Below are 25,295 nucleotides of genomic sequence, written 5' to 3'. Positions count from 1 at the left end.
GTTTGACTCGTGTCAATAGCGTTCTCTGGACGGTAGTGTCATGATTGACTCGTGTCAAGGGAGACCTCGAACCAACCGCAGCCACTGGACCCGGGTCGCACTCGGCCCGGCGGCAAGCAGCCGGCTCCGAACAATCGACGGGTCAGCCGCGGTGATGTCGCGGCCCGGGCCGGCGTCTCGCACGGCACCGTCTCCCACGTCCTCAATCACCCCGATCGGGTGCGCCCCGAGACGCGACAGCGGGTCGAGGCGGCGATCGCCGAGCTGGGATTCGTCCGGGACGAGGCGGCGCGCCACCTGCGCGCCGGCTACTCCACGACGATCGGCTTGATGCTGCTGGACGCGTTCAATCCGAGCTTCATGGACGTCGCGCGTGGTGTCGACGAGCGGACCGCCGGCGAACGGTGGACCGTCCTGATGTCCAACAGTGCACGGGACAGCGAACGCGAGGCCCGCTATCTGCAGGAGTACGCGTCCCGCCGGGTCGCCGGTCTGATCGTGATCCCCAACGACCGGGTGGATTCCGAAGATCATCGGCTACCGGATCTCGACACCCCGATGGTCGTCGTCGATCGCGCGGGACAGGGCGCGCAGGGGCTGTCGGTCGCCATCGACGACATCACCGGCGGCGGTCTGATCGCCGATCATCTGGCCGGACTCGGACATCGCCGGATCGCCTTCGTCGGGCATCCGGATGCGGCGCTCCCGGTCCGCACCCGCTACGCCGGATTTCGGCAGCGGTTGATCGCCATCGATCCCGATCTCGAGCCCGAACTGATCTCGGCCCCACTGTCCTTCGACGCCGGCGTCGAGATCGGCCGGGAGCTGGCGCTGCGACCGGTGTCCCGACGGCCGACCGCGGTCGCCACGGCGGTCGACGTGCTGGCCTTCGGCGTCCTGAAGGGTGTCCAGTCGGCCGGCCTGGAGGTGCCCGCCGATCTCTCGATCGCCGGCTACGACGACATCCCGTTCACTGCCCAGCTGTCGGCGCCGCTGACCTCGGTGCGCCGCCCGCATCACAGGATGGGGCAGGCAGCCGCCGATCTGCTGCTCCAGGTGCTCGACGGCCGGACGCCGCCGCAGCGCCACCTGATGCTCGAGCCCGAGCTCATCATCCGCGCCTCGACCGCGGCTCCACCCGGTGTCTGATCGGGGCGCGGCCGACGGCGGATTCCGTCATCACCGGAATAGCTACTACTGTCGGTCGTAGGAAGTGAGGTGCAGCGTGCCGAATCTGCCCGATCGCCCGCGCCGACTGCGGTCCACCCCGGTGATCCGCCGGATGGTCGCCGAGACCACCGTCGCGCCACGGCAACTGATCCTGCCCGCGTTCGTCGCCGAGGGGTTGACCGAGCCGCGGCCGATCTCCTCGATGCCCGGCGTCGACCAACACAGCCTGGACTCGATCCGCAAGCTTGCCGCCGACAGCGCCGCCGCCGGGCTGGCCGGCATCATGCTCTTCGGGGTCCCGCTGACCGCCAAGAAGGACGCCACCGGATCTCAGGCGCTGGCCGACGACGGCATCCTCAACGTGGCGATCGAAGCCGTACGGGCCGAGGTCGGTGACGACCTGCTGGTGATGACCGACGTCTGTCTCGACGAATTCACCGACCACGGGCACTGCGGTGTGCTGACCGCCGACGGTGTGGTGGACAACGACACCACTCTTGACCTCTATGCCCGGATGGCGGTCCTGCACGCCCAGGCCGGCGCGCACGTCGTCGGTCCGAGCGGCATGATGGACGGACAGGTCGGCGCGCTCCGTACGGCGCTGGACGCGGCCGGGCACACCGACACCACGATCCTGGCCTACTCCGCCAAATACTCCTCGGCCTACTACGGACCGTTCCGGGAGGCCGTCGGGTCCTCCTTGCAGGGCGACCGGAAGACCTATCAACAGGATCTCGGCAACAGCCGCGAAGCACTGCGCGAGGTCCGGCTGGATCTGGAGCAGGGTGCCGACATCGTGATGATCAAGCCGGCCCTGTCCTACCTCGACGTGATCGCCCGGGTCGCCGACAGCGTCGACGTGCCGGTGGCGGCGTACAACATCTCCGGCGAGTACGCGATGATCGAGGCCAGCGCCGAACGCGGCTGGATCGACCGCGACGCCGCCATCACCGAGACCCTGACCTCGATCCGCCGGGCCGGAGCCGACATCATCCTCAGCTACTGGGCCCTGGAGTACGCCACCCGACCGGAGCTGCAGCGATGAATTCCCGACCAATGTCCGTGCCGAAGTCCGCCGCCGCGTTCGAGCACGCCAAGACCGTCACGCCGGGTGGGGTGAACTCACCGGTCCGCGCCTTCCTCGCGGTCGGCGGCACACCCCGCTTCATCCAGCAGGCGAAGGGCCCCTACCTGACCGACGTCGACGGCAACCGCTACGTCGATCTGGTCTCGTCCTGGGGGCCGATGCTGCTCGGCCACGCCCACCCCGAGGTGCTCGCCGCGGTCGCCGACGCGGCCCAGCACGGCACCAGCTTCGGCGCACCGACCCAGGCCGAGGTCGACCTGGCCGAAGCGATCATCGACCGCACCCCGATCGACCAGGTCCGGCTGGTCAACTCCGGCACCGAGGCGACCCTGAGCGCGATCCGATTGGCCCGCGGTTTCACCGGCCGGGACAAGATCATCAAGTTCGTCGGCTGCTACCACGGACACGTCGACTCGCTGCTGGCCGCGGCCGGCTCCGGCGTTGCCACGTTGGGGATTCCGGGTACGCCGGGGGTCACCGCCGCGACCACCGCCGACACCATCGTGCTGCCCTACAACGATCGCGCCGCGGTCCGTGCGGCGTTCGCCGAGTACGGCGACCAGGTCGCCTGCCTGATCACCGAAGCCGCGCCGGGCAACATGGGCGTGATCGAGCCGGGCGTCGAGGACGGAGTCGGCTTCAATCGCTTCCTCGCCGACCTCTGCCACCAGCACGGTGCGCTGTTCATCTCCGACGAGGTGATGACCGGCTTCCGGGTCAGCCGATCCGGCCAGTACGGGCTGGACGGTGTGCCCGGTGACCTGATGACCTTCGGCAAGGTGATGGGTGGCGGCTTCCCGGCGGCGGCGTTCGGTGGCCGGGCCGACATCATGGCGCAGCTGGCCCCGGTCGGCTCGGTCTATCAAGCCGGCACCCTGTCGGGCAATCCGGTCGCCACCGCCGCGGGTCTGGCCACGCTGCGGCTGGCCACCGACGAGGTCTACGAAACCGTCGACAAGAACTCCGAGCAGTTGCGGTCCGAGGTACACGACGCGCTGAGCACGGCCGGTGTGCCGCATGTCATCAACCACGCCGGGAACTTGTTCAGTGTCTTCTTCGTGGCCGACGGTGTGGACTCCGTGACCGACTACGCCGGCGCCTCCGCGCAGCACACGGCGGCGTACACCGGCTTCTTCCACAGCATGCTGGAGCAGGGCGTCTACCTGCCGCCGAGTGCGTTCGAGGGCTGGTTCCTGTCCGCGGCTCACGATTCGGAGGCGATGGACCGTATCGTTGCGGCGTTGCCGCAGGCCGCCCGGGCTGCGGCGCAGAACTGACCTGCACAAGGCAGGGCTGACGGCACGAGTCGATGACCGACGACAAGGCGGATTGATGAGCGAGAACCCGACCCGGACCCTGGTGCATCTGGTCCGGCACGGCCAGGTGGAGAACCCGACCGGGGTGCTGTACGGCCGGCTGCCCGACTTCCACCTGTCCGCACTCGGGCGGCAGATGGCCGACACCGTCGCCGAGCATGTCGCCGGCTGGGACGTGACGCACCTGCGCTGCTCGCCGCTGGAGCGGGCTCAGGAGACCATGCAGCCGATTGCGGCGACACTGGAGTTGCCGGTCACCATCGACGGCCGGGTGATCGAGGCGGAGAACTATCTGGAGGGCAAGCGGTTCGACGGATCCCGGAACTCCGCCTTCACCGACATCCGGAACTGGTGGTACTTCCGCAATCCGTTGAAGCCGACCTGGGGTGAGCCGTACACCGAGATCGCGACCCGGATGCGGGCCGCGCTGCAGGACGCCGCCGACGCAGCCGCAGGCCATCAGGCGATCATCGTCGCCCATCAGCTGCCGATCTGGATCGCCCGCTGTGACGTCGAGGGTCGCCGGTTCGCCCACGATCCGCGCAAACGCGAATGCACGCTGGCCAGCATCACCTCCTTCACCTTCCTGGACGGCCGGATCGCCGGCGTCTCCTACTCCGAGCCGGCGGCGGCGCTGCTGCCCGGCAAACAGACCAAGAAGTTCGTCGCCGGCGCCTGATGACTGCTGACCGAAGAACCCCGTATCGGACACCCGGAGCCTTGTCGACAGCCTCAGGACCCCGGGTGGCCGTGGTCGCGGTGCTGTTGATCTTGGTCGGTCTGGCCGGCTGCAGCACCAACAGTGCCGGGCAGAATTCCCAGACCGGCAGCGAGAACGGGTACGTAGCCGGCGACAACCAGCTGACCCGGGTGCCGGTGAAGGACCGGAAGCAGGCACCGGTGATCAGCGGGCCGTCGGTGGCCGACACCGACAAGACGATCAGTAGCGCCGACCACGCCGGCACGGTGATCGTGGTCAACGTCTGGGGTTCGTGGTGCGGCCCGTGCCGCAAGGAAGCGCCGGATCTGCAGGAAGCCAGTGCCGAGACCGCCGGCACGGCCCAGTTCATCGGCATCGACAGCCGGGACTCCGGCGTCGCTCAGCCGCGCGCTTTTCAACGAGCAAACAAGATCGACTACCCGAGCATCTACGATCCCGATGGTTCGCAGGTGGTGAAATTCGAGAATCTGCCACCGAGCGCGATCCCGTCGACCATGGTGATCGACAAGCAAGGGCGGGTCGCCGTCCGCATCCTCGGGCCGATCAGCAAGGCCACCCTGGTGGACATCATCAGCGACGTGGCAGCCGGTAAATGATCATGGACTCGGGACTGATCATGATCACGCCGATGATCGCGCCACTCGACATCGGCGGCTGGGCCGCCTCGGCGGTCGGCGGCACCATGCTGCTGGCCATTCCGGTCGCCCTGCTGGCCGGGCTGGTGTCGTTCTTCTCGCCCTGCGTGCTGCCGTTGCTTCCCGGCTATCTCGCCTACGCCAGCGGTCTCGGGGCAGCCCAGGTGATCGAAGGGCCGCGGGGCAGGCAGCGCTGGCGGATGCTGGCCGGCACCAGCCTGTTCGTGGTCGGGATCGCCGTTGTCTTCGTCAGCAGCGGAGCGCTGGCCGGCGGCCTGGGCAGCCTGCTCTACCAATACCGTCAGCAGATCAGCTGGGTCCTCGGTGCGTTGATCATCGTGCTCGGCCTGATCTTCGTCGGCGTGATCAGGATCGGCCAGACCGACCTGCGGATCCACCGGATCCCGGTGGTCGGCGTCGCTGCGGCGCCCTTGATCGGCGTCGTCTTCGCGCTCGGCTGGACGCCCTGCATCGGGCCGACCCTCGGGGTCGTGCTGAATCTTGCGTTGAACGAGGGGACCGCGGTCCGTGGCGGTGTGCTGGCCGCCGTGTTCGCGCTGGGTCTGGGGATCCCGTTCGTCGTCGCCGGCGTCGCCTACGGCCGGATGGCGGGAGCGATCGGATTCCTGCGGCGGCACCAACAGACGGTGCTGCGGGTCGGCGGGATCGGGATGATCATCGTCGGGCTGCTGCTGATCACCGGGATCTGGAACCGACTGATGCTGCAGCTGACCAGCTGGGCCGGCAACTTCGTACCGGGAATCTGAGGGATGACTGACTCCACCACCGAGAAGGACCGGACCGACCAGCGGGACGGGGCAGCGAACCAACCTGCGCAGGGACCGAAGGGGCGTGGTGACGCTCCGGCGCTCGGCCTGCTCGGCGGTCTGCGGTTCGTCTGGACCCAGCTGACGACGATGCGGACCGCGCTCGGGCTGCTGTTCCTGTTGGCGCTGGCCGCAATTCCGGGGACCCTGGTGCCGCAGGAGAGCATCTCGCCGGTGCAGGTGTCGACCTTCAAGGAACAGCACACCACGCTCGGACCGATCTATGACAAGGTCGGCCTCTTCCACGTCTACACCTCGCCGTGGTTCTCGGCGATCTACCTGCTGCTGTTCGTCAGCCTGATCGGTTGCATCATCCCGCGGGTCGCGGTCTACGCCCGTGCCCTGAGATCCCGACCACCCCGCACCCCACGCCATCTGCACCGCCTCCCCGCCTATCGCTCCACACCGTTGTCAGAACGGCGTGCTGCCAGAGCCCAATCGCCGTCCGGCAACTCCGGAGACGGGGCGGGGGAGGACGGTGCGGAGGTTGTTGCGCGGGCGGCCGAGGGGCTGCGGGCGCGGCGGTATCGGGTCGCGGTCAACGACGACGGGTCGGTTTCTGCCGAGCGTGGCTACCTCCGGGAGGCCGGCAACCTGCTGTTCCACATCAGCATGGTCTTCGTGCTGATCGGGGTCGCTGTGGTGTGGCTGACCAACTTCCGTGGCACCTCCTCGGTGGTGGTCGGCAACGGCTTCGCCAACAATCTCGCGCAGTACGACGACTTCAAGGCCGGGCCGCTGTTCGACAACGCGACACTGAGCCCGTTCAGTATCACGGTGGACAGCTTCGACGTTGCCTTCGAACGAGGGGAGGTGCAGCGCGGCGCGGCCCGTGAGTTCAAGGCCCGGGTCACGGTCACCGACAAGCCGGGATCCACACCACATCAGGAGACCCTGCAGGTCAACCACCCGCTGAACATCGACGGCAACCGGGTCCATCTGGTCGCCTGGGGCTACGCGCCGGTGGTCACGGTCAAGGACGGCAACGGCGACGTCGCCTACTCCGGCCCGGTGATCTTCCTGCCGCAGGACGGCAATTTCACCTCCGCCGGTGCGATCAAGGCCCCGGACGGCCGTCCGCTCCGGCTCGGCTTCGAAGGGCTGTTCCTGCCCAGTGCGGTGCTGGACAAGGCCGGGCCACGGTCGGTCTTCCCCGACCTGCTCAACCCGGAGCTGTTCCTGAACGCGTGGTCCGGCAAGCCGGCCAAGGAGACCGGGCAGCCGGAGAGCGTCTACTCGCTGAACACCAAGGGCCTCAACCAGATCAAGAATCCGAAGGACCCGAGTCAGCCGATGCGATTCATCCTCCGGCCCGGCTACGTCCAGAAGCTGCCCGACGGTCAGGGATCGATCCAGCTCGACGGCGTCCAGCGGTGGGTCAAGCTCCAGGTCGGCGACACACCCGGCGTCTACATCGCGATCACCGCGATCGGGCTGGCCGTGCTCGGGCTGTGCTTCTCGTTGTTCATCAGACCGCGTCGGGTGTGGGCTCGCGTTCGTACTACAGGAGGTAGTACGGTGTTCGAGATCGCCGGGCTCGATCGAGCCGACGCTCGGACCGGGCTGGAGGAGGATCTGGCCGACCTGGTCGACGAGCTCGGACTGACCGCACCCGACGATGTACGTGATCCGGACGTCCCGCCGGCCGAGGCGACGACGCCATCAGGTGACGACTCGAGCGGGCAGGAGACGACATGAGGGCGCAGGAGACGACATGACGGCGCAGTACTTCTCCAGTCTGGCGATGGTCACCGCGGTGGTGCTGTATCTGCTGGCGCTGATCATGCATTGCGTGGAATGGGCCGCCGCCAGGAGCACCGACGCCGTCGCCAAGGCGACGCCCACTCGCGAGCTTGTCGGCGCCGGAGTCGGCGGCGGTGCTGAGGCCGGTTCCGGCAACGGTCCTGAGCTCGTCGACGGGCCGGTGACCTCTGCACCGGGAGCTTCCCGCGGTCTGACCTCGCGTCAGCGCTCGGAGTTGTTCGGTCGGCTCGGCGTGATGTTCACCATCTTTGCGCTGGCCTGTTCGGTGGCCGGCGTCGCCGCCCGCGGGATCGCCGCCCAGCGCTGGCCGCTGGGCAACATGTACGAATTCACCACGATGGCGATGGTGATCATCGTCGCGGCCTACCTGGTGCTGGCCCGGATGGGGATGCGCTGGCTGGGGCTGCCGGTGACGCTGCTGGCAGCGATCGGCAACGGCCTGGCGATCACCGTCTTCTACGTCGCCGTCGCGCCGCTGGTGCCGTCGCTGCACTCGGTCTGGTTCGTCATCCACATCACCGCAGCCTCGATCAGTGGTGCCGCCTTCAACATCGGCGGACTCGTCTCGGTGCTCTATCTGATCAAGAGTCGCGTCGAGCGGCGAGGCACCGTGAAGGGCTATCTGGCCAAGCTTCCCGACGCCCGCCGGATGGATGTGGTCGCCTACCGGGTGCTCGCCTTCGGCTTCCCGCTGTGGACCTTCACCATCGCCGCCGGTGCGATCTGGGCCGAGTACGCCTGGGGCCGCTACTGGGGTTGGGATCCCAAGGAGGTCTGGGCCCTGGTCACCTGGGTGATCTTCGCCTGCTACCTGCACGCCCGTTCGACCGCCGGCTGGAAGGGCACCCGGGCAACGGTGATCGCGATCATCGGACTGGCCTCCTTCTGGTTCAACTTCATCGGCGTGAACCTGCTCTTCTCCGGCCTGCATTCCTACGCCGGCATCTGAGTCTCACGTTCGCGCGGTGATCTCCGCGACCTGGTAGGACGTCGCGCGACGGCTCATGGAGCAGAAGACGGCCAGCGTCACCAGGGCAGTCGACACGCCGATCAGGAGGCCGGCCGGGCCCATGACGGCAACCAGTGGGCCGACGGTGGCCAAGGACAGCGGTCGCAGTGCCGACGACCCCAACCAGTCGTAGGCCGAGACTCGGGACAAGCGGTCGGGCGGAACAGCGGTCTGGATGACCGTTTCCCAGAGCACACCTCCGAAGGCGAGAGTCCAACCAGCCGCGGCCTGCGCGATCAGTTGCGCCCACAGCGGCCAGGTCAGCCCCAATGCAATGGGCGCGGCCGCAGATGGGAGCAGCGACAAGTAGAACCAGCGGAGTGGATCCCTGAGCTGAACCTTCGACACAACCCACGAGCCGATGACAGCGCCGAGGCCGTTCGCCGCGGTCATGAATCCCCAGATCGATGCGCCGCCGAGTTCGTCCTGAGCAACGACCGGGCCGAGGACGGCCACCGGGCCGAGGACTCCGAGCTGAAAGATTGCGGCCATCGCCACTCCTCGCCAGAGCCAGGGGAAGCTGATGAAGGCGCGCCAACCGTCCTTGAGATCGGTGAGGATTCCGGTGCCACCGTTCCGGCGGGCGGGGACGGGCAGTGTCGCGTACAGCAGTGCGGCTACACCGTAGGACACGGCGTCGATCGCCAGCCCCCAGAACGGAATCAGCACAGCCAACATCGCTCCCGCAGCGACCGGCGCGCCGGTGGTCGTCACATTTCTGATCATGGTGATCCGGCTGTTGGCCCGAAGCACACCGCTCGGGCCGGCAAGATCACGGACCAGGCCGGTCGTTGCCGGCAGGGTGACCGAGGATGCGATGCCGTGCAGCGCCTGCAGCGCGACGAAGCCTGCGGTGCTGTACATCCCGGGGAGGCAGAGCACGGCCATCACTGCCATCACCAGCCCTCGCCCGAGCGCTGCCATGATCAAGATGTTCTTGCGCGGAAAGCGATCGCCGATGACGCCGCCGAACAGCAGGAACACGACGGCGGTCGTGGCCCGGGCAGCGAGCACGAAGCCGATGTCGCCGGCGGTCCCGCCGCCGGCCAGGATGGCGAACGGCAAGGCAATGACGGTGAAAGCGTCGCCGGTCAGCGACACTGCCGTGGCAGCACAGAACCGCCGTACCGCCGATTGGTCAGACATCGGCGATCTCCGAGATCTGTTCACGGACAGCGGGCGGCAGCGCCCAAGGGAACGATCCGGAAAGCTCGGCCGCTTCGGCGAGGTGTCGAGCGCCTCGGCTCCGTGCCGCCGCCCGCGGCCAGGGACAATCGAGACGGACCGCAAATCTCGGCTCGAGGTGGGCGCCGCGCAGGACCTTTGCCTGCAAGGCGGTCACGCCGAGTTGCAGACGTCGCAGCCTGCGGGCGATCGCGATCTCGAGCGGGCCGTAGAACATGACGTTGAAGTAGCCGAACGCACGGCGCGCCTCCTCGGTGAGCCCGACCATCCGGACGTGGACGGCGTGCGAATCGACATAGAGCACCGATCCCGCGACCATCGCTCCCGTTCGGTCCCGGGCAGCCAGCACGAGGACTGCTCCAGGCATCGCCTCCGACTGGGCGACGAGGTTGGCAGCGACAGTCGAAGTGTTCAGCGTCCGGCCGTACCGTGCCTCGTGTTCAACGACCAGCGGCGCGAACTCGTCGGCGACAGCCGATGCGCTCTCGGCCGTGATGGAGTCGGCGAACCTGGAGAACGTCGACCGTTCCGTCCGAACCGTCTGGCGACGGCCCTTCGGTAGTGCCGTCAGGTATTGATCGAATGATGTGGGGACATCGACAGCAGTGTCGAAGTCATGCAGCGCGGTGTGCGACGGGTCGTTGGACAGGGCGACCGAACTCGCTGCATCCAAGTAGAGGCCGATGGCCGACGCCGTCCCCTGGTCTGTCGCCCATCGGGCGACTCCGGGACCGAGCTTGCAGTCCGAGATCCGTTCCGCTCCGAGGATCTGTCCAGCGAATGCGCGCGGTGATCCCAGCAGCAGATGACTGCCGGGCCGTACGCCGAGATCTTCGAACAGGTTCACCGGATCGAGGTAGGGATGGCCGCCACCGGACCACAACCAGCCGGGCAGAGCAGCCCGGAGTCCTTGATCGGACCACTCCTCGAACCGCAGACATCGGTCGGGACTGACACTGGCCACATATCCGAGGAAGTCCGGACGGAGGTAGAAACCTGTTGTCGCGGCCTTCGTGTGCCACTCGTCGGGGAGATCATGAAGTCCCTCGAAAACGCTGATGATCATGACTGACTCTCCTCATCGTCGGGTGCGCGCCAGAACTGCCGGAAACTCAGACCGGCCAGTCCATCGGCGCGGCTCGGTCGACTGGTTCGACGGGCGTACAGCAGCGGCACGCCCTGTCCGGCGAACGCCTGTTCCCAGGCGAGCCGTTGGAACCGCGACCAATCGCGATCGAGGCCGATGCCGATACCCGCCGTCGTGCTCACCGATCGCGCCCACTCGCGGTAGAAGCCGAACTCGTAGATGGCCCGCCCCAGCGGCGTCATCTCAGTGCGACCGGCGAACCACTCGACGGCCTGCCGAGCGTCGGGAGAGTGCTCTCGGCTGCTGGGAACCGCGAAGGCCAACTCACCGATCTCCGGCATCAGCCGACGGACATGCGGAAGGGCGTCCGAAAGCGCATTGTCGACCACGGCGTCGCCGGCCCATGGCGACGGAATTGTGCGTGCACGACTCCAGGTCGGGCCGAGTTCGCGATCAAGTGCTGCGTCCGCCGCCGTCGAGAGCGGGTCCAGATCGCTGCTGGTGATTGCCAACCCCGGCCTGCAGTACTCCTGCGCAACCGTGGCCAGGAATTCCTGATGCCGGCGCAAGGTGTGCAACAGCACGTCGACCTCGCCGGCGTCGGCGTAGCGGGCGAACACCTGCGGGCGCAAGCAGGATGACGCACGCTCGGTCGGTGGCTGTTGCAGCAGCCGTACCTGTGCCGTGCTGCAGCGGCTGTTGCCAGCCAAGCTGGCCAGCAGAGCCAGCGCCCGTCGGGCCGCCGGGAGGAAGGGCACATCTGCCAGCCGGGCCTTGGCGATCGAGGCACTTTCGCGGTGCGCACACAGTGGTGAGACGACCGTGACCGGATCCTCGTCCAACAGCCGACCGAAGACGGTCGCACCTTCCAGGTGCCGATTCGCTCCGTCGACGAAGTCGGCTTCACGACTGAAGCGGAAGCCACACAGCAGCGGTGCGAGGATCCCCAGGACGTCTTCTCGTTCGAGATCGCGACGGCGGTCGCGAGGTAGCCGATCGATCAGCTCGCGACCGTGGCGGATCTCCTGATGCGACGGCCAGGTGCCGCTGAAGGCTGTGCAGGCCACCCCGACAGCGGCTTGCCATCGGGCTGGTTTGTGCGTTGCCGTCGGATGAAAGCTGGCGAGCCAATCGGTGGTCCACTGTGCCGGCCATTGCCGCTCCGACCCCCGGGCCACGCGCGCACGGGCGATATCGATCAAGTCGGCGACGTCGACCTGCCGACCGTTCAAGGACCGGAGGTGCTGCCCGGCAGAGCAATCCCAGAATCTCATCATCACCGACCGCCTGGTTTGACCAGAAGCCGGCGAAGTTCTCGCAGTCTGCGGACACCATCGCCTGTCAGAGAAACTGATCCGCTGTTGCGGCGGTAGTAGTCAGCGATCCGTTCGATCTTGTCCATCGCGTAGTCGAGCAATCGACGTTCACGATCTTGATCCGGGTCGAGCCCGTACCAGCCGCGGACCTTTTCGAAGTCATCGGGGCCGCCGAAGTTGACGACCAGCTGCGCAAGATCACGTTCCGGCAGGTCCCAGGTGGATAGATCGAAGTCCACGAAGGCGGTGCCGTTGTCGGCGGCCAGCAGATTGCCCGGATGAAGATCACCGTGACAACGCACGCGGTTGAGCTGTCCGTTACTTCCCCAGATCTCGTGCAGTCTCCGCACGCGATCAACTGCAGTACGCAGACTCAGATCGCCAGATGACAACCGGGGCCAAGGCATCCATCGGGTCAGCAGTGCGGCATGCCGCGGACCGACATGCACCTGGAGCACCTCGGGCGCGGTGACATCGGGATCGTCCGCGGACCAGATCGTCGAGAAAAGCTCCGCGGACTGCTCCGCCAGCTCCGTCGCGGGTCGCCCGGGCAGGTCGGTATAGCACTTGACCGCGACGGCGCCGACCTGCCAGACCGCAGCAACCGGGGCAGCTCGGCGGACGTGCCCGTCGCCGGCTGCCGCGATACAGCATCGACCGACCGTGCCGCGATAGCTACCGGCGGGCGCGCCGATCATGGTTGACTCGCTAGTTCGGTGAGCGCGCGCGACATATCGTCTGCCGTCATCCGGTGGTGGCCGAGGAGCTCCTCGACGGTGCCCGATGTCCCACGGACAAACCCGAACGAACGCATTCGGCGAATACCTCGCCCGGCCGCGATGAGCGCTTCGCAGACTCGTGAACGCAACGGCTGCGGATTTCCGTTGTAGGCGAACACGACGTCGGCGCCTTCGGGGATGACGTCGGCGATTGACGGATCGATCGACTCCTGGTCTATGACGGTGACGACGCGTGTCGGGACGGTGGACCGGCGAGCCGCGTCAAGCGCGATCCCGACGCTCATCCCGGACGCGATGACGGTCACCTCGGGTGCCGCTGTGTCGTGGGAGACGTACCACCGCAGGGAACGCTCGGTAGCAGGGACGAAGCTCTGATGATCGACGTGAGAGCTGTGGATCCGGATGTAGGTCGCGCCGGCGTTTTCGGACAGGCCACGATTCAGACAGGCGAAGAGGTCCGTCACATCCGCCGGCTCCAGCAACGACAGGCCCGGAATGCCAAGCAGGGCAGCGGTTTGGCCCGAACTCTGGTGGCTCGCCCCGTTGCGGCCGTTCGTGACTCCGGCCACGTCGCCGAGAATCAGCGCCCGTCCGCCGCCGTACACCAGCGAGTTCAACTGATCCAAGTATCGATAGCTGAACGCGTCGATGGTGTTCAGGATCACCGTGCACCGTGGATCGGTGAGTGTCAGGCCATGGGTCATTCCCGCGAGGTGTTGCTCGCGAATGCCGACGTTGTGGTAGCGGGCGAAGTCGCGGAGTTGCAGCTTGTCGACAAATGGTGCCGGTGTTGTGTCACCACTCATGAAGTAGAGGTGCCCGTGGATCCGGTCGTCCCATCTCGCCCGCAGTTCGGAGAAGTACTCGAACTGTGCCTGATCGAGGTGTGCAGGAGTCTCCTGCGACGGTGTGATCGAGATCGACCGGCGCAGCGGTTCGGGGGAGTCGCTGGGCCGAACCACGCGGTGAGTAGGAACCATCGTTTCGCCGTCCTCGGTCAGGAATTCGTCGACGACCTCGGATGGCGTGACGCCGATGGTGTGATAGCCCGAGTAGTGCGCGCGATTTCCTTCCAGGCCGTGTCCCTTGTGGGTGTCGGCGATCACGATCACCGGCCCTGAGTCCGATCTGTCCTGCGCAGTGCGGAACGCCGCTTTGATCTGCGCGACATCGTGGCCGTCGCGGAGGCTGACGACCTGCCAGCCGTAGGCGGTCCACAATTCCTCCATGTTGGTGCTGTCGACCTGACCGACGGGGTCGGACAGCTGTGCACCGTTTCGGTCCAGAACGGCGATCAGTCCGGGGAGACGCAACGTCGCGGCGTGTCTGGCCGCTTCACTGACATTGCCTTCCTGTTCCTCGCCGTCGCCGATGAAGACCCAGGTGTGGAAGCTGTGTCCGTTGTCGCGGGCAGCCAGTGCCGATCCCGTCCCGTAGGACAGCAGCATCCCCAGTGAGCCACTCGGTGTGATGTCGACACCGGGGAGCAGCGCGTGCTCCTCGTGCCCCTGCAATCGCGAGCCGAGCCGACGGTAGCCGGAGAACTCGGACGGGTCGACCCAGCCGAGGTGAGCGAAGAGCGGGTAGCGCAGTGGTCCCAAGTGACCGCGCACCAGGACACGGTCGCGCAGCGGATGCCGCGGGTCGGTGCCCGAATAGCGCAGTACACCGCCGAAGTACAGGACGGTGAAGAGTTCCGCCGCGCCGGTGGAGGCGCCGATGTGACCGCTGGCTGCATCGCGGCAGATCCTGACTGCGGTCCGCCGTAGCTGGTTTGCGCGGTCGACGAGTATCTCTGGCGGGAGCGATTCCCCGGCGACGGGCTGGTCTCCGGCTGCCGCTGCGGCCGGCGGATTCAGGACGGTGTTGGACATGAGGATTTCCTTGTGAAGTCGAGAAAGATGTAGTCATCCACCTGCTGGTGGTTCAGGAGCCGGTAGCGGCTGAGGTCTTCGCGATGGGTACAGATCACGCGTTCGGCCTTGCCGCCGATGAGGTACGGCGCGATCGTGAGGTGAAGATCATTGATCGGCACTGCCGAGGCGACCCCGGACAAGGTCGTCGGACCGCCTTCCAGCAGTACGTTTCGGTAGCCGAGCTCCTGCATCCTCGCCAGCGCTGTGGGCCAATCCACGATGGCGCCACCTGCCTTGATCACCAACTCGGCGTTCGCGTCGACGTTCGTCGTGGTCGTGATGAGGGTGTGCGGGACGTCTTCGCCGGCGATCCAGCGACTCGTGCTGACGACACCGATACGTGGCAGTCCGGCGGCGTTGTGCCGGCGGAGGAAGTCGTCGCGCCAGTACCGCCCGCTGGTTGCCGTTCGGCTTCCGACGATCACCAGATCGGCGTCCCGCCGCAGTCGATGCATCCGGTCGCGATCGACATCGCAACTGAGGTTGCTTCCGCGATTGTGATAGCTGATGGCGCCGTCCAGGCTGGTGATCATGTTCAGGGACAGACGGATACTCTCCGCGGCAGTCATCGGCGGATGTCCATCATGCTGAGCATGGTGGAACGTGCCGACTCGTCGGTGGCGAACATCCCTCGAAAGGCCGTCGTCACCGTTCTCGAACCAGGCTTTCGGACCCCGCGCATCGTCATGCAGAAGTGCTCGGCCTCGATCACACAGGCCACGCCTTTGGGTGCCAGGACAGCTTCTAGCGTGTCAGTCACCGTTGCTGTGATGCGCTCCTGCAGGGTTGGTCTCCGGGAGACGACGTCGACGAGTCTGGCGAGCTTGGACAGACCGACCACCTCTCCGGCGGGTCCTGGGTGATAGCCGATGTGGGCGTGGCCGAGGAACGGGACCAGGTGGTGTTCACAGATCGAGGTGAAGCTGATGTCGCGGACGATCACCGGCTCGGTATAACCCTCGGGAAAGGCGACGCCGAGGACGTCGCGTGGATCTTGATGCAAGCCGCCGAAGATCTCTCGGCACATGCGTGCGTATCGGGACGGGGTATCCCGGAGCCCGGGCGATGTCGTGTCCAGTCCGAGTCCGTCAAGTAGTTGGCTCACCGCGTTGATGATCTTGGTCTCGTCGATGCCTCGAGCGGACGACGACGTACCGTTCCCGAGGGGATGCGGAGTCATCCCGAGGACGTCCTCGTCCGTGGGCTCGGTGATCGAGGTCATGCGATTCTCCTTCCGTCGGAAGTTGCGAACGTCGCGGGCGACGGCGTCAGCGGAATCGGTTTCCGATGCGTCATGAATTCGGTCTGCCGTCTTTGACGGTCGGTCATCGTTGAGCCTCCGGTTCGGGAGATGTGGACATGGTGTTCTGGATATGGAGAGTTGCCGACGGAGCGTTTTGTTGCCCCCCAGATCGAAGAATCTTGAATTCAGGGGCGCCCAGCTGCCGATCCGTCCTGCAGAACGTGAGTCATCGTGTTCGCGCAGAGGCCGATGCCCGTACCTGCTTCGAGCAGGTTCGAAGCAAATGAATCGTTGGGTGTAGAGCCGTCCGACCCGAGGATGGGATGGCTGCCGGAACCGTGGTCCCGCGGGCGTACGGACGAGTGTGACCTCGACCCGAAGGTGAACGGAGCGGCTTGGCCTCCGCGTCAGGACGCTCGCTGATGCGGTTGGCCCGGTAGTTTCGAAACCTGATCAAACACGTTGATCGATGCGTTCCGGGCCGCAGAGAATGGCACAGTGCAGAACGATCCCGCCGCCCTGTTGCGTGCCTACGACGAACAACTCCGGACCGATGCCGAGACCCCGAGTGCGATCGCGGTGGAACGGCTCGGTCCGCTCCGGCTGGTCAATTTCGGATCCGGTCGCGGATTCATCACCTACGCCGATCTGGGCGGAGCCGACGCGGCGACGATCCGCGGCTGGGTCGAGCAGGCGGTTCGGCACTTCGACGAGCAGCCGGAGATCAACCGGGTGGAGTGGAAGACCCGCGGCCATGACCATGCGCCGGGCCTGCACGAGGCGTTGATCGACAACGGCTTCGTCGCAGAGGAACCGGAGTCGATCATGATCGGCCCGGCCGCCGCACTGGCCGCGGACGTGCCGCTCCCGGACGGTGTGACGTTGCGCCGGATCACCGAGGAGCACGACGTCCGGGCGATGAGCGCGTTGGCCGATCACATCTTCGGTGACCCGGTCTCGAAGCACCGGGCCGATTCCATCCTGCGCAGGCTTGCGCGCGATGACGGCATGGAGCTGTGGGTCGCCGAGGCCGACGGAGCGATGATCAGCTCTGGTCGGTTGGAGCCGATCGCTGGCACCGATTTCGCGGGGCTCTGGGGTGGTTCGACGTTGGCGGAATGGCGTGGCAAGGGGATCTATCGTGCGCTGACCGCCGTACGAGCTCGATCGGCGCTGGACAAGGGCAAGACGCTGCTGCACAGCGACTCCACCGAATACTCCCGACCGATCCTCGAACGGTCCGGGTTGATCAAGGTCTCCAGCACCACGCCGTACCAGTGGACCCGGCCCTGACGCTCCGGTCGGTCAGCTGAAGCGGAACCTCGTCACATCGGCCGGGAACTGCTGCCAGGCCAGCACCGTCCTTGGTTTGATCATGAACATGCCGTCGGCGGCCTCGGGCTGGTAGTCGGCGTACCGGGACAGATAGCTGGCCTGCACCCGCCGGAACGCCTCGGGTGTCAGGTCGGTCTGGCGGGAGAAGACCCCGTCCACGATCACCACCTCGGTGGCGCTCTCCAGATGCACCTGCACCCGAGGATTGGCCAGCAGGTCACGACCCCACCGCGTCACCTCGACCCCACCGTCGGCATACACCGTGTTATCCACCCAGGATGCCCAGATCGGCCGGGCGTGCGGAGCGCCGTCGGCATCGGCAGTGCTGAACCAGAAGTGCTTGGACTGCTCGAGTCGTTGCCGGACGACCGCCCACTCCAGCGACTCCTGCCGGCCGGAGTCGTTGTAGCCGTCCGGCAGGTGTCCCGGCTCGGCCGTCGGATCCTTCGTCGCATCATCAGCCATGCGCGCGACGCTACCGACGACCACCGACATCGCGACCCGTCCAGCCCGTCCGCCCGGTGCGGAGGGTTTGGTTCCCGCCGCCGACCACCCTCCCGCACCCTTTGCGACTTCCCGCACCCTGTGCACGGGGTGCGGGATGCTGCAAAGGGTGCGGAAAGCGGGTCCAAGGGCTCTCCCATGATCAATTTGAAGGGCTCTCCGTGGGTCTTTCGTCCCCTCTTTTCTGTGTGGGTAGTGATGCTGGTCGGGCGTTGCTACGCTCCGTGCAGTTCGAGTCGGTCGCGACATGTCGCAGCATGTCCAGTGAGCGACAGTGATCGGACTCTCGTCGGCCAATCGGCCGCCCCCACGATCGGAGAATCAGTCGAACCATGTCCAAAATCCGTACCGCCGCTCTCGGCGTCGTTTCCGCCCTGGCGATCGGCACCTGCGCCGTCGTCAACGCCGATCAAGCGGCGGCCGCGTCCTGCCACATCAGTGTCAGCGGCCTGCCGACCAAGGTCAGCATCGACGGCAACACCAGGGTGTACAGCTTCAGGGGATCGAAGTCCGGTTGTAGCAGTCTGGACTCCGAATACAGCTATGTGACGGCCAGCATCGTCGGGCCGAACAGCAGCACGCGTGTTCAGGACTCCTACGTCATGGCGGGGTTTGATTCCAACGAGAAGTACTACCTCTTCAGCGACGAATGGCGAGCCGGCTCCTACAAGGTCGTCGACGGAGGTTCGACCGTCGTGAACGACGACTACGACGACCTTTCCTACACCTGGAATGTCAAGTCGATGGCCGCGAAGTACGACGCCAACATCAGCTTGTCCGCATCCCGGAGCGGATCGAAGGTCAAGATCAGCGGGGCGGTGAAGCGCTACAGCCCGGCGGCCTGGGATTACGTCAATCAGAACCGTTATGTGTATATCCAGCGCTATTCCGGCGGAACCTGGAAGAATCTCAAGGTCGTGAAGTCGCCGAGCGGTCGTTACTCCTACACCTACTCGACCAAGTCCTCCTACAAGTATCGGGCGAAGCTTGCCGAGAAGAGCGACACCTGGGCATCGACCTCGCGCACCGTCACCAAGTAGCGGGCACCACCTAGCTGAGCCTGCGACGATGGTGAGGCTGTGGTTGCCGTCAGTCCGATCTGCCGACCACAGCCTCACGATCGCCCAGCGACAGAACAGCGACCGGGCCGTTGCCGCCACTAGGTTGATCGGATGGATGAGCCGATAGCGGTGACCGCGGATGGGGAGCGGCTGACCGGGTTCGAGGTTGTCGCCGAGCCGCGGCTCGAGGACAGCGACGGGTTCCCGCTGACGGCGTCGTTGGTGATCGTCGAACGGGACGACGCGGTGCTGCTGGTCCATGATCGCTGGAAGGATCGATGGGAGTTGCCCGGCGGCGGACGCGAGCCGGGCGAGACCGTACGGCAGACCGCGGTCCGGGAGTTGGTCGAGGAGACCGGGGTGCGTTCGGATGCGCTTGTGCTGGCGGGCGTCGCCCGCTACGTCCTGCAACCCGACGAGCGCCGGGAACGACTGGCCGTCTACCGGACGACGATCGCCGACGACCCGGTGCCCGGCTTCGCACCCAACGAGGAGATCGCAGCCGTACGGTGGTGGCGGCCCGGCGATCAGCTCGACCGGCTCGACACCCTGGACGCCGCACTGGTCCGGCACATCCTCGCCAGGGCCGAGGGCGACGTCACGATCGCCACCTACCAACAGCTCGCCGACCGCTACGCCGAGCGGACGACGCCCACCTCGCCGGAAACCCGGGCGCCGTTCCTGGACCGGCTGATATCGCTGCTGCCACAGGGAAAACTGCTGGAGTTGGGGAGTGGGCCGGGCTGGGACGCCGACTACCTCCAGGACCAGGGTCTGCAGGTGCAGCGCAGCGATGCGACGCCGGCGTTCGTGGAGATGATGCGGTCCGCCGGCGCCGCGGCAGAGCTGATCGACGTCCGCACTGATGATCTTGGTGGGCCGTGGGACGCGGTGCTGGCCAACGCGGTCCTGCTGCACCTGTCCCGCGACGAGTTCGCGACCGCGACCGGCCGGATCCGGGACGCCGTACGGCCGGGTGGGCTCTTCGCCTTCACCCTCAAGGAAGGCGACGGCGAGTCCTGGAGCGCGGCCAAGCTCGACCTGCCGCGCTGGTTCGTCTACTGGCGCGAACCCGAGCTGCGGTCGGTCCTGCAACGTCAGGGCTGGCAGATCGAGTCGCTGGAACACCGGGCCGGGCGGCGCGAGGACTGGATCCAGGTGATCGCCCGATCCGGCCCAGGCTGACACCGGATCCCTGACCGTCCTGGATCGACCGGAACACAGCGAACGGGGACGGTGAACTTCCTGCCGATCTCAACGTTTTCGGTCGCCCGGCCGTCTGTGGTGCAGAGGGGAGGTGGGCGGGTGTCGCTGCCGGATCACGGTTTCGATGTGTTCGTCGAGCGGTCCGCCGGTGCGCTGCTGGGCTACGGCCGGGCGCTGACCGGCTCCGATCACGACGCGTGGGACCTGGTGCAGGAGGCGCTGACCAGGATCGGCGAACGCTGGTCGCGGGAGACTCTCGTCGATCCGGAAGCCTATGCCCGCACCGTGATGATCCGACTGAACATCGATCGGCTGCGGCGGATCCGCCGCGACACCCAGCTCGCCCGACGCGGCGGGACTCCGGAGAGTTATCGGATGCCGGAGGTCGAGCCGCTCGACGATTGGTTGATCGCCGCCCTGCGCACCCTGACACCACATCAGCGGACGGCGCTCGCGCTGCGCTACGTCGACGATTGCGATGTCGCCGAGATCGCCCGTCGGATGGGATGTCGATCTGGGACGGTACGGAGTCACCTGTCGCGTGGTCTCGCCCGGCTCAAGGACGCCTCGCCGGCGATCAGGTCGATGGACGGGCGGGCCGAACGATGAACGATCAGCAGCCCGGCCTGGACGACCGCATCCTCACTGACGCCTATCGCAGACTGACCGCCGACCGCCCGGTACCGACCGACACGGTCGCCGGACTCCGGGAGCGCATCCGGGCTCGGCATCGGGCCGTACGGTTCCGGCGCGGCCTGGGGGTCGCTGCCGCAGTGATCGCCGCGGTTGCGCTCGTCGTGTGGCCGCTGGCGCCCGGCCCCGCCCCCGAGGCCCCGAACGCAAGCTCGCCCGATCAGACAACCTCCACCTCACCGCCGCCGCGACTCGGCCCGATCGACACCGCAGCAGCGGCCTCCTGCGCTTTCGGCTACAGCCGCCGCACACTGGGCGAGCGGGACTGGGCGGCCGACGCGACGGTGTCCGAGCTGTCGATCCACGGTGATCAGGCCCGCGTCACGCTGCGGGTCGGGACCTGGTACCGCGGCGGTAGCGGTGCCGAGATCACGGCGCGGATGCCGGCGCCGGTGGAGCAGGAGGACGCACCACCGGGGTACGGGGTCGGCACCCGGCTGCTGGTCAGCGGTGATCTCGACGGCTCGACGTACTGGGGCTGGGCGTGCGGCTTCACCCGCTACTACGACCAGCGGACCGCCACGACCTGGAAGCGGGTGTTCGGCTGAGCCACCCGCGGCACCGCCAGGACACCCGTTCGCACCGGTTGCGTACCTTCGCACCACGTACACCTGGTGCGAAGGTACGCAACTGGTGCGGATGGGCCAGTCGGCGCGGGTGGGGGTGAGGCGGCGAGGGTGCCGGAGTCACGGAGGACGGTCCGTGCGACGATTCCGGCATGCGGCATTTCGACCTGTGCATCATCGGCTCCGGCTCGGGCAACACGATCGTCGACGAGCAGTTCGCCGATCAGCAGGTGGCATTGGTCGATCAAGGGGTCGGACCGGACCACGTCTTCGGTGGCACCTGTCTCAATCTCGGATGCATCCCGACCAAGATGTTCGTGCTGCCGGCGGACCTGGCCGGCAGCCCCGCGGAGGCGGCACGGCTCGGTGTCGACCTGGAGTTCGTCCGCGCCGACTGGCCGGCGATCAGGGACCGCATCTTCGGCCGGATCGACCCGATCTCAGCAGGCGGTGAGGAATATCGGGCCGGCGCGGACAACGTCACCCTCTACCGGGAGCATGCCCGGTTCGTCGGTGAGCGCCGGCTGCAGGTCGGCGACGAGACGATCACCGCCGACCGCTTCGTGATCGCCGCCGGCAGTCGCGCGATCATTCCCGACATCCCCGGCATCTCCGACGTCACGGTGCACACCTCCGACACCGTGATGCGGATCGACAAGCTGCCGGCGTCCATGATCATCATCGGTGGTGGCTTCATCTCCGCCGAGTTCGCCCACGTCTTCGCCGCCTTCGGTGTCGATGTCACCGTGCTGCTGCGATCGGACCGGATGCTCCGTGGTGAGGACGAGGACGTCTCCGCCCGCTTCACCGAGCTGATGGCCGAGAAGGTCACGATCCGCAAGGACACCACGATCACCGGAGTACGCCGCACCGCCGGCGGAGTGCAGCTGCAGACCGACGGAGGTGATGATCTTGAGGCCGACCTGTTGCTGGTGGCGACCGGGCGGCAGCCCAACGGCGACCTGCTGGACGTCGCAGCGGCCGGTGTCGACCTTGATGATCAAGGTCGAGTCGTCGTCGACGACTACCAGCGGACGGCCGCCGAGGGTGTGTTCGCGCTCGGCGACGTCAGCTCGCCCTACCAGCTCAAACATGTCGCCAACCTCGAGGCCCGGGTGGTCCAGCACAACCTGCTGCACCCGGACGCCATGATCACCGCCGACCATCGCTTCGTACCGCATGCGGTCTTCTCCGACCCCCAGGTCGCCTCGGTCGGGCTGACCGAGGCCGAAGCGATCGAGCAGGGCGTCGACTACACCGCGGCGATCCAGGACTACGGCTCGGTCGCCTACGGCTGGGCGCTGGAGGACACCCGACACTTCGCCAAGCTGATCGCCGACCGGCAGACCCGCCGGTTGATCGGTGCGCACATCATCGGGCCGCAGGCATCGTCACTGATCCAGCCGCTGATCCAGGCGATGAGCTTCGGCCTGACGGCGCCGGAGATGGCTCGTGGTCAGTACTGGATCCATCCGGCATTGCCCGAACTGGTCGAAAACGCCCTGCTGGCATTGAAGTTCGCCGACTGAGCGGCGGACATGGCAGAGTCTGACCGGTGAGGAACCGAAGGCTCGCCCCAGCCCTGTCCGTGATCGCGGTCGTCTCGCTCGGATTGGTCGCCGGTTGCACCGGGACCGACGGCCCCGGCGCGGCACCGCAGGCTCCCGGTTCCAGTGCTGCCGCACCGTCCGGCGGGGCGTCCGGCACCGCCGGATCGTCCTCGGAGCCAGCTAGCCCGGACGGGTCGGCTCCGTCGGAGTCCTCGTCGTCGGCAGCCGAACCGCCGGCGGGCGGCAAGCAGACCTGCACGAAGCTGGCCGGTGAACTCTCGTTGAACGAGCAGGTCGGCCAGCTGTTCATGATCGGCACCGACTCCTCCGGGATGCCCGATGCGCAGGCACAGCAACTGGCCGATCTGAAGGTCGGATCGGTGCTGTTGCTCGGCAACTCGACGGCGGGGCAGAACGCGATCCGCAACGCCACCGACACGATCCGCGACCGGGTCGGCGACAGTCACGGCGTCAAGCTGATCCTGGCCGCCGATCAGGAGGGCGGCCAGGTGCAGCGGCTGGCCGGTCCCGGCTTCGACACCATCCCCAGCGCCGTCGAGCAGGCCGAGATGAGCCCCGACGAGCTGACCACCGAGGCACACACCTGGGGTAAGCAGCTGGCGGACGCGGGGATCGATGTTGATCTTGCTCCGGTGGCCGACGTGGTGCCGAGCTCGATGGAGGGCGCCAACGAGCCGATCGGGCAGCTGGATCGAGGCTACGGCCCCAACCCCAAGAAGGTGCAGCAGCACGATCTCGCGTTCATCGCTGGGATGCAGAAGGCGAAGATCGGCACCAGCGTGAAGCATTTCCCCAACCTCGGCCGGGTCCGCGGCAATACCGACTTCCAGACCGACGTGCAGGACACCGAGACCACTCGGGACGACAAGGCGATCAAGCCGTATCGGGCAGCGATCAAGGCCGGTGTCGACATGGTGATGGTGTCCTCGGCGACCTACACCCAGATCGATCCGGACCACCCGGCGCCGTTCTCCTCGACCATCGTCACCGACATGGTGCGTGGCGATCTCGGCTTCGACCGGGTGATCATCTCCGACGACCTGCAGGGCAAGGCGCTGGGCAGTGTGCCGAGCAGTCAACGCGCGCTGAAGTTCGTCGAGGCCGGGGGAGACCTGGCGATCGTCGGTGATCCGGGCCAGGCCGAGCCGATGATCCGCAAGTTGCGCAGCGCAGCCGCCGATGATCAAGAGCTGCGGGATAAGGTCAAGCAGTCGACCGCCCGGGTGCTGGCGATGAAGGCCACGTACGGGCTGGCCGACTGCCGATCATGAGCCGACTGCCGATCATGAGCCGACTGTCGATCATGATCGGCGGTCCGACTACTTGTCGACGGTGAGCTCGGCCAGACTCTTTTCGGCGTCGGGCATGTACTGCTTGGCGGTGTCCGGGATCGAGGCGTAGAACAGCCCGGAGGTCTGGCCGGCGGCGACGATCACGATGATCGCGGTCTCGCCCTTGGTCTTCAGACCGTCGATGTCGAAGGTGAGATGGGTCTTGAGGTACCAGGCGTCGTGGCCGTCGACCTTCATCGCCTTGCTCTTCTCGTCGTGCCGCTGCACCGGGTTGTCGCCGTAGAACGCGCCGACCACGCATTTGGCCACGATCTCCGACCCCTGCTGCGGGGTGAAGAAGCCGTCACCGGCGAGCAGTTGGGCGACCAGGATCGACGCCACCCAGCTGGAACCGCCGCCGTCGTAATTGCTCTCGATGGTGATCGACTGCTGCAGCACGTCGCTACCGAACGGCACCCGGTCGTCGGTGTAGGGCGCCTTCCACGGAGCCGGCAACTGCGGATAGGAGACCGGGCCGCCGTGCACCCGACCGTCGGGAGAGGTCGTGTTCGGTGCCGCGGTCGGCGTGGTCGTCGGGCAGGCATCTTCGGAGCCGCCGCCACTCGGGTCGGTGGGGTCGAGCCCCGAACCGCCACCCAGGTTGCGGATCAGCAACACCACGACGACGATCAGCGCCACCACGACGACGCCGCCACCGATCCACCAGCCGACCCCGCTCTTCTTCTTGCCGGCCTGCTGCTGATAGTTCGCGTACGCCGACTGCTGGCCCCCGTACGGCTGCTGGCCCCCGTACGACTGCTGCCCGTACGGCTGTTGGCCGTACTGCTGTTGCCCGTACGGCTGCTGGCCCTGACCCGGTTGTCCGCTACCGAAGGGCTGCTGCCCGGCACCCTGCCCCGAACTGCCGGGCTGGCCGGTCCCGATGCCCTGATTGGGCGGCGGGGCGGACGGGGTCGACGAGGTTGCCGCCGACCAGGCATGCCCGTCCCAGTAGCGGTACATGCCTTGCTGACCGCCCGGATCCGGATACCATCCTGCGTTCGCCACGAGG

24 protein-coding genes are annotated in these 25,295 nt (G+C 66.9%); 15 read left to right on the top strand and 9 right to left on the bottom strand.

Going from position 1 to position 25,295, the window contains the following annotated elements:
* Positions 1 to 51 precede the first annotated feature (51 nt).
* The 8 genes from BLU38_RS09675 to ccsB all read left to right on the top strand — a co-directional run bounded on the left by BLU38_RS09675 (position 52) and on the right by ccsB (position 8,469).
* Positions 52 to 1,149, top strand: a complete 1,098-nt coding sequence (locus BLU38_RS09675; RefSeq protein ID WP_091523609.1) for a LacI family DNA-binding transcriptional regulator — start codon at positions 52 to 54, stop codon at positions 1,147 to 1,149.
* A 76-nt stretch (positions 1,150 to 1,225) separates the two neighbouring features.
* On the top strand, positions 1,226 to 2,215 hold the full coding sequence (gene hemB, locus BLU38_RS09670; protein ID WP_091523606.1) for a porphobilinogen synthase: 990 nt from the start codon (positions 1,226 to 1,228) through the stop codon (positions 2,213 to 2,215).
* Between the two features lie 17 nt (positions 2,216 to 2,232).
* Positions 2,233 to 3,534 (top strand): glutamate-1-semialdehyde 2,1-aminomutase, encoded by a 1,302-nt coding sequence (gene hemL, locus BLU38_RS09665; protein ID WP_456238085.1) that lies wholly within the window; start codon positions 2,233 to 2,235, stop codon positions 3,532 to 3,534.
* A 1-nt stretch (position 3,535) separates the two neighbouring features.
* Complete coding sequence (locus BLU38_RS09660; protein ID WP_172836282.1) at positions 3,536 to 4,252, top strand: histidine phosphatase family protein; 717 nt, start codon at positions 3,536 to 3,538, stop codon at positions 4,250 to 4,252.
* A 65-nt stretch (positions 4,253 to 4,317) separates the two neighbouring features.
* Positions 4,318 to 4,890 carry a TlpA family protein disulfide reductase gene (locus BLU38_RS09655; protein WP_231920255.1) on the top strand — a complete coding sequence of 191 codons (573 nt, stop codon included), beginning with the start codon at positions 4,318 to 4,320 and terminating at the stop codon, positions 4,888 to 4,890.
* An 86-nt stretch (positions 4,891 to 4,976) separates the two neighbouring features.
* Complete coding sequence (locus BLU38_RS09650; RefSeq protein WP_197680191.1) at positions 4,977 to 5,696, top strand: cytochrome c biogenesis CcdA family protein; 720 nt, start codon at positions 4,977 to 4,979, stop codon at positions 5,694 to 5,696.
* 3 nt (positions 5,697 to 5,699) lie between these two features.
* Positions 5,700 to 7,454 (top strand): cytochrome c biogenesis protein ResB, encoded by a 1,755-nt coding sequence (resB, locus tag BLU38_RS09645; RefSeq protein WP_091523590.1) that lies wholly within the window; start codon positions 5,700 to 5,702, stop codon positions 7,452 to 7,454.
* 16 nt (positions 7,455 to 7,470) lie between these two features.
* A complete protein-coding gene (ccsB, locus tag BLU38_RS09640) occupies positions 7,471 to 8,469 on the top strand; it encodes a c-type cytochrome biogenesis protein CcsB (RefSeq protein WP_091523586.1) in 999 nt (332 codons plus the stop codon).
* Between the two features lie 3 nt (positions 8,470 to 8,472).
* On the opposite strand, the gene BLU38_RS09635 is transcribed toward ccsB, so the two are convergent.
* From BLU38_RS09635 to folE, 7 genes are all read right to left on the bottom strand, one after another.
* Positions 8,473 to 9,675, bottom strand: a complete 1,203-nt coding sequence (locus BLU38_RS09635; protein WP_091523583.1) for an MFS transporter — start codon at positions 9,673 to 9,675, stop codon at positions 8,473 to 8,475.
* On the bottom strand, positions 9,668 to 10,780 hold the full coding sequence (locus BLU38_RS09630; protein ID WP_091523577.1) for a peptidogalycan biosysnthesis protein: 1,113 nt from the start codon (positions 10,778 to 10,780) through the stop codon (positions 9,668 to 9,670). The genes BLU38_RS09635 and BLU38_RS09630 overlap by 8 nt, the downstream gene beginning before the upstream one ends.
* Positions 10,777 to 11,868: a hypothetical protein gene (locus BLU38_RS09625; protein ID WP_157683340.1), complete on the bottom strand. Its 1,092-nt coding sequence runs from the start codon at positions 11,866 to 11,868 to the stop codon at positions 10,777 to 10,779. The genes BLU38_RS09630 and BLU38_RS09625 overlap by 4 nt, the downstream gene beginning before the upstream one ends.
* 209 nt (positions 11,869 to 12,077) lie before the next feature.
* Positions 12,078 to 12,815, bottom strand: coding sequence for a phosphotransferase family protein (locus tag BLU38_RS09620; protein ID WP_091523573.1), 738 nt, complete (start codon positions 12,813 to 12,815; stop codon positions 12,078 to 12,080).
* The gene (locus tag BLU38_RS09615) at positions 12,812 to 14,731 is read right to left on the bottom strand and encodes a thiamine pyrophosphate-dependent enzyme (RefSeq protein ID WP_091523570.1); all 1,920 of its coding nucleotides are present in this window, start codon (positions 14,729 to 14,731) and stop codon (positions 12,812 to 12,814) included. Before BLU38_RS09615 ends, BLU38_RS09620 begins: the two co-directional genes overlap by 4 nt.
* A complete protein-coding gene (locus tag BLU38_RS09610) occupies positions 14,713 to 15,342 on the bottom strand; it encodes a dihydrofolate reductase family protein (RefSeq protein WP_091523567.1) in 630 nt (209 codons plus the stop codon). Before BLU38_RS09610 ends, BLU38_RS09615 begins: the two co-directional genes overlap by 19 nt.
* Entirely contained in the window at positions 15,339 to 15,995 is a 657-nt protein-coding gene (folE, locus tag BLU38_RS09605) for a GTP cyclohydrolase I FolE (protein WP_231920254.1), read from the bottom strand. Before folE ends, BLU38_RS09610 begins: the two co-directional genes overlap by 4 nt.
* Before the next feature lie 519 nt (positions 15,996 to 16,514).
* On the opposite strand from folE, the gene BLU38_RS09600 reads away from it, so the two are divergent.
* Positions 16,515 to 17,309, top strand: a complete 795-nt coding sequence (locus BLU38_RS09600; RefSeq protein WP_091523564.1) for a GNAT family N-acetyltransferase — start codon at positions 16,515 to 16,517, stop codon at positions 17,307 to 17,309.
* 12 nt (positions 17,310 to 17,321) lie between these two features.
* On the opposite strand, the gene BLU38_RS30825 is transcribed toward BLU38_RS09600, so the two are convergent.
* Positions 17,322 to 17,816 (bottom strand): pyridoxamine 5'-phosphate oxidase family protein, encoded by a 495-nt coding sequence (locus tag BLU38_RS30825; RefSeq protein WP_157683339.1) that lies wholly within the window; start codon positions 17,814 to 17,816, stop codon positions 17,322 to 17,324.
* Between the two features lie 371 nt (positions 17,817 to 18,187).
* On the opposite strand from BLU38_RS30825, the gene BLU38_RS09590 reads away from it, so the two are divergent.
* The 6 genes from BLU38_RS09590 (at position 18,188) to BLU38_RS09565 (ending at position 24,223) form a co-directional block, all read left to right on the top strand.
* Positions 18,188 to 18,895 (top strand): hypothetical protein, encoded by a 708-nt coding sequence (locus BLU38_RS09590; protein WP_091523556.1) that lies wholly within the window; start codon positions 18,188 to 18,190, stop codon positions 18,893 to 18,895.
* Between the two features lie 132 nt (positions 18,896 to 19,027).
* Positions 19,028 to 20,101 (top strand): NUDIX domain-containing protein, encoded by a 1,074-nt coding sequence (locus tag BLU38_RS09585; RefSeq protein ID WP_091523553.1) that lies wholly within the window; start codon positions 19,028 to 19,030, stop codon positions 20,099 to 20,101.
* A gap of 120 nt (positions 20,102 to 20,221) precedes the next feature.
* Positions 20,222 to 20,731: a sigma-70 family RNA polymerase sigma factor gene (locus BLU38_RS09580; RefSeq protein WP_157683338.1), complete on the top strand. Its 510-nt coding sequence runs from the start codon at positions 20,222 to 20,224 to the stop codon at positions 20,729 to 20,731.
* Positions 20,728 to 21,363, top strand: coding sequence for a hypothetical protein (locus tag BLU38_RS09575; RefSeq protein ID WP_091523546.1), 636 nt, complete (start codon positions 20,728 to 20,730; stop codon positions 21,361 to 21,363). The genes BLU38_RS09580 and BLU38_RS09575 overlap by 4 nt, the downstream gene beginning before the upstream one ends.
* Before the next feature lie 170 nt (positions 21,364 to 21,533).
* On the top strand, positions 21,534 to 22,910 hold the full coding sequence (locus tag BLU38_RS09570; RefSeq protein ID WP_091523542.1) for a mycothione reductase: 1,377 nt from the start codon (positions 21,534 to 21,536) through the stop codon (positions 22,908 to 22,910).
* A 26-nt stretch (positions 22,911 to 22,936) separates the two neighbouring features.
* Positions 22,937 to 24,223: a glycoside hydrolase family 3 N-terminal domain-containing protein gene (locus tag BLU38_RS09565; protein WP_157683337.1), complete on the top strand. Its 1,287-nt coding sequence runs from the start codon at positions 22,937 to 22,939 to the stop codon at positions 24,221 to 24,223.
* Positions 24,224 to 24,271: 48 nt separating this feature from the next.
* Here BLU38_RS09565 and BLU38_RS09560 read toward each other — a convergent pair whose 3' ends face one another.
* Positions 24,272 to 25,291 (bottom strand): DUF2510 domain-containing protein, encoded by a 1,020-nt coding sequence (locus BLU38_RS09560; RefSeq protein ID WP_157683336.1) that lies wholly within the window; start codon positions 25,289 to 25,291, stop codon positions 24,272 to 24,274.
* Between the last annotated feature and the right edge of the window lie 4 nt (positions 25,292 to 25,295).

The organism is Microlunatus soli, assembly GCF_900105385.1.
Taxonomy (GTDB): Bacteria; Actinomycetota; Actinomycetes; order Propionibacteriales; family Propionibacteriaceae; genus Microlunatus; species Microlunatus soli.
This window is presented reverse-complemented; position numbering and strand designations above follow the sequence as displayed.